Consider the following 4,342-nt stretch of genomic DNA (forward strand, 5'->3'; position numbering starts at 1 on the left):
GGACATGGGGCCTCGGGGGAGGAGGGGGATGCTTGGGGTGAAGGCAGCCATACGCGAAGTGTGCGCTGTTACCCGGGACCTAAGCAGGAATGGACGCGGGCCCTCAAGCTGAGAACCAGGATGCAGCGGTTCTCCTGGTGAAGGTCAATCCGGCACAGGAAGATGTCGTCGAAGGCTTCCTTCGCCGGTCCGTATCGGGCACGGACGGGCGGGGCTGGCGTCCGGGGCGCGGCGCCAGCCACAGGTGCCCCGCGCTTCGTCAGGGCCCCAGGGCCTGCACCGGAGCAGGCGTCAGCCGGTCCGTCGTCGTCCCATCGCGTGGACGACCTGGAGGCCTGTCACATCAACTTCGGCAACATCCATTGCTCGACCCTGGAGCTGCGCGCATCTCCCTGAGCGCTCTCGTGTCCGTGGCCCTCGTCGAAGACGAAGAGGGCCGGCCGCGGCTCCGGTGAGGGCACCACCGCCGTCTGCGAGCGACCCGTCCCCGGATAGGGCGGGTTTCCCTCAGCCGAGGGGGCGGCGCCTACTGGCATCGGAGACGAGCGCCTTCCGTCGCTGGACGGGGACGACGCCTGCCGAGCACCGGCGAGGTCGCTCCTCGGTCATGACCGGCCTCTGACGGATGACGTCGCGGGCGTGGGCTGTCAGGGGCTGCTTGTGCGCGGGCGCGGTTCAGCGCACCTCGATGTGATGTGCGCCGTGCGGCATGGGGACTCGCCGAGTTTGCGCAGGCGTCCGTCTTCCGGATTGAACGCGAGGAGGGTGACGCTGGCGTCGCGATGGAACCGGGGCGAGTCCGGCCGAAACGCGGTGCCTCACATGTTGACTGTGTCGCGACGTGAGCCCATCCGGCGATGAAGACGCGCGTGTTCGCCGATTCCTTGCGCGAGCCGGCTGTTCATCCGGCGCTCGCTCCGTGGCGGGCCATGCGGGCAACGACGAGATGGTGGAAGGGCCGGATGACGTTGAAGTACACGGGGCCGGCCCAGTTCCGGTAATGCACCAGCGTCACCACGTGGAAGCGCCGACGGGGGCCTTCCGCGGGCTCCACCACCACCGCCAGCGTGGCCTCCAGGTGCGTGTCCTCGGCCGACACCACCCACACGTGCTCTTCCTCGGCATGGCGCACGGTGAAGAATGAGACCGCGCTGCCCGGCGTCATCGGAATGTCCACGGGCCGCGACAGGCGCTGCTGGGGGATGCCGTGCTGCCGCATCCCGAGCAGCCGCATGAGCACGGCGCGAACCCGGTACAGCGCGCTCACCCACACGGGCTGGTAGGACATGAGGCCTGCCAGGAACTGGCGCAACGTGGCCTGGGACTCCACCGTTTTCACGTCCACGTGGTCCGCACCCTGCGCGAAGGGGCGCAGAACGTCCGGCAGCGACCTGCTCGTCACCCGCATGTGGAGCCTCCCATCGTTCATCCGATACGCTACCGTATCGCGATACGGTAACGTATCGAGGTGCTGGAAACCCGGGCCTCCAGACTGGATTGGACGATGAGCCGCACTCCTTCCCGAGTTCCCGAACCGGCGTCCTTCCGGAGCATCAAGGACATCCGCAGGGCCCCTCGGGGGGCCGGGCTGTCGGCGGAGGATTGGGCGGATGCCGCGCTGTGGAGCCTGGAGAATGGCGTGGATTCGCTGTCCGTGGAGCGGCTGGCGCGCAGCCTGGGGGTGACGAAGGGCGGCTTCTACTGGCACTACAAGGATCGGTCGGACGTGCTCCAGGCCGCGCTCTCACGGTGGGAGGAATGGGCGACCACCCGGGTCATTCAGCGCCTGGAGGCGTTGCCAGACCCCAGGGCACGCTTGCGCCAACTGCTGGAGCTGACCTTCGAGCAGGGCGCGCATGGAAGAATCGAGGTCGCCCTGGTCGCGGGTGCTTCTTCGGACCCTCGCATCCAGCCGGTGCTTGCGCGGGTGTCCCAGCTGCGCATCGACTACGTCACCAGGCTCTACAGGGCGCTGGGGCTGCCGGCGCGTGATGCTCGCAGGTGGGCGCTCCAGGCGTACTCCACCTACGTGGGCCTGCTGCACCTGTCCATCGCCAGCCCTGCGTCGCTGGGCACGAGCCGTGCCCGGACCGAGTATGTGCGGCATGTCGTGCGGACGCTCATGCCGGTGTGAGGGCCGCCTCACTTTCCTGCCTGCTTCTGCCGGACCGAATACTCAGTGCCCGAGACCGAGAAACAATGAGCCGGGCCACGCGGTGGGCGCCGGGCAGGCGGGTGAAGGCGCGCCTCGCGGCGACGAGCTGCATGTCCGGGCGGATTATCAGTGGAGAGGCACGGCCGTTGTTGGGGCCCACCAGCCCTCACTCGAATAGGCACTGCCTGACACTTTCGTTCCGATTGGGGCGGGCCGCGCTGCATCCCCAACGCGATGAGGAGAGGTGCCTCGAACCGCCCATTCGGTCCACGCAGCGTCCGGGTGTGCTCTTCGGCACCTCTGCTCCAGTCCCCACCTCAATGGGACCTGCGCTGGTTCTGCGACACGTTCCAGATTCCGAGTCCCTCTGGACGGCGCGAAGACCCGGCTGCGCCCGGGGGAATGTGAGCCCCTTGAGGTTGGGTGAACTCGTGCGGTCAATACCTCCGAAGAGTGACGGACGGGATTTCATGCGATGGTTATGGATGGGATGCTGCCATCTACAGCCCCGCAGGATCGCTTGCCCCAGGAGGGCGGATGTTCAGTTCGCTGAAGCTCAATGCCAAGGAGCAGATGCTCTGGTTTCGGGCCACCTACGCGCTCGGTAGCTCGCTGTCCCTCTCCCAGGTCCTCGAAGCCTTCCGGCCCCTCATCCTCGAACTCGCGCAGGCCGACGCCATGGCGCTGTGCCTCATGCACGCTGCTCGTTCGCCTGGCTACACATGGGTCGTTCCGGGCCCGCGCATCCGGTTGCTCGAAGAGTACGACCGACTCATCGAGCATGACCCCTTCCGAAAACCCATCTTCGACCGGCCCAACTGGGTCGTCCGCGATACACAGCTCCTCTCCCGCAAAGAGTTCGTGGGAAGCCTCATCCACCAACGCAGTCTGGAGCTGGAGTTGCGCCTGGACCACATCATGGCGGTCCTCCTTCCAATCCGCCCCGGCTTCGTCGCCGCCCTCGCGCTCTACCGCAACCGGCCGCGCGCCTTCTCTCCCCGGAATGCCGCCGTCCTCACCAGCCTCATCGAGTACCTGACGAACGCGGTCCGCAACTGCAGTGACTTCGAGAGCTTCACCATCGGCGCCAACCTCCTGGAAGAGTTCTACCGCGGCCCCGATACCGCCTTCCTCGTCGTGCAGCCTCCCCACCAGGAGGTGCTGCGCTCCCCGAATGCCGCCGCGCTCCTGGACCGTTGGTTCACCCCCTCCGACCTCCACGCATCGGGCATTCCCGTCCCGCTCCAGGAGCGACTGAACGCCCTGGTGCGCATGACCCCGGCCGAGCGGCGCGGCAAGGACTTCTGGGTCTCCTTCGATGGGGAGCGCTGCCGCACGGTCCGGTTCGTGGAACTTCCTGCTCCCGAGGGCCCTCGGAAATGGGCTCTGAAGATGAACGAACTCCCCGTCTCCATCCCGCTCCCCGAGGAGATGGAGTGCAAGCTCAGGCCCAAAGAGGTCACCGTCGCGAATCTCTTGCTCCGCGACTTGTCAGACAAGGAGATCGCCGCGGCTCTCGGGCGTTCCGTGCACACGGTGAAGACCCACGTGAAACGCCTCCTCGACACGCTGGACTTGGACAGCCGCAGCGATCTCCTCTACCAGGCCGCGCGGTTCAACAAGCCTGTCTGACGAGGTCGAACGCAGCGCCGCCCTCATGGAAGATGGCCCCTTGTCAGGGAAGTTGTCGCCTCGGCGGTACGTCCACGAGGAGGAGTCCTCCACGCATGCCGCAACCCTCATCCGCGACAGCTGGCGCGAGGCAGGCTGCCCTGAGGGCCTGGTACTGCACTCGGATAACGGCGGCCCCATGAAGGGCGCCCCCGCGGCCCAGGGGAGTGCGCTGCAAGGCAATGATGGGCACGGCGAACCCCGGGGACTGTGAGGAGGGGCGCAGTAAGCGTCGCTGCGTAGGCAGTCGGCGTACACCTGGAAGTTCAGTGGCCCGACGCAGACGCTCTCCTATGCCGACAAGAGGAACGCGGTGGTGCGCCTGCCATACGTCGCCTGGTGCGGCCACCCCGAAGGCTTCTCGTCGGACAGGGTGAGCCAGGAACACTCTGAAGGATCCCCTCATCTAGCGAGTTGATCAGCATACGCTCGCTCGGCGGCTGCGTGCGAAGGCGCTGGTATCCGCGCAAAGAGGCAGCCACCATGAAACGCAAGGTGGCCATCGACGCAGAGCAG

Annotated in this window: 3 protein-coding genes; 2 read left to right on the top strand and 1 reads right to left on the bottom strand. The window is 66.8% G+C overall.

Annotation, left to right across the window (positions count from 1 at the left end):
• Positions 1 to 901: 901 nt before the first annotated feature.
• Positions 902 to 1,408 (bottom strand): DUF2867 domain-containing protein, encoded by a 507-nt coding sequence (locus tag D7X99_RS41515; RefSeq protein ID WP_158627162.1) that lies wholly within the window; start codon positions 1,406 to 1,408, stop codon positions 902 to 904.
• Positions 1,409 to 1,504: 96 nt separating this feature from the next.
• Between D7X99_RS41515 and D7X99_RS41520 the strand changes: the two genes are divergently transcribed.
• Positions 1,505 to 2,134 carry a TetR/AcrR family transcriptional regulator gene (locus tag D7X99_RS41520; protein WP_233614215.1) on the top strand — a complete coding sequence of 210 codons (630 nt, stop codon included), beginning with the start codon at positions 1,505 to 1,507 and terminating at the stop codon, positions 2,132 to 2,134.
• A 558-nt stretch (positions 2,135 to 2,692) separates the two neighbouring features.
• A complete protein-coding gene (locus D7X99_RS41525) occupies positions 2,693 to 3,787 on the top strand; it encodes a LuxR C-terminal-related transcriptional regulator (protein ID WP_121782539.1) in 1,095 nt (364 codons plus the stop codon).
• Positions 3,788 to 4,342 lie beyond the last annotated feature (555 nt).

The organism is Corallococcus sp. AB032C, assembly GCF_003668935.1.
GTDB classification, from domain to species: Bacteria; Myxococcota; Myxococcia; order Myxococcales; family Myxococcaceae; genus Corallococcus; species Corallococcus exiguus.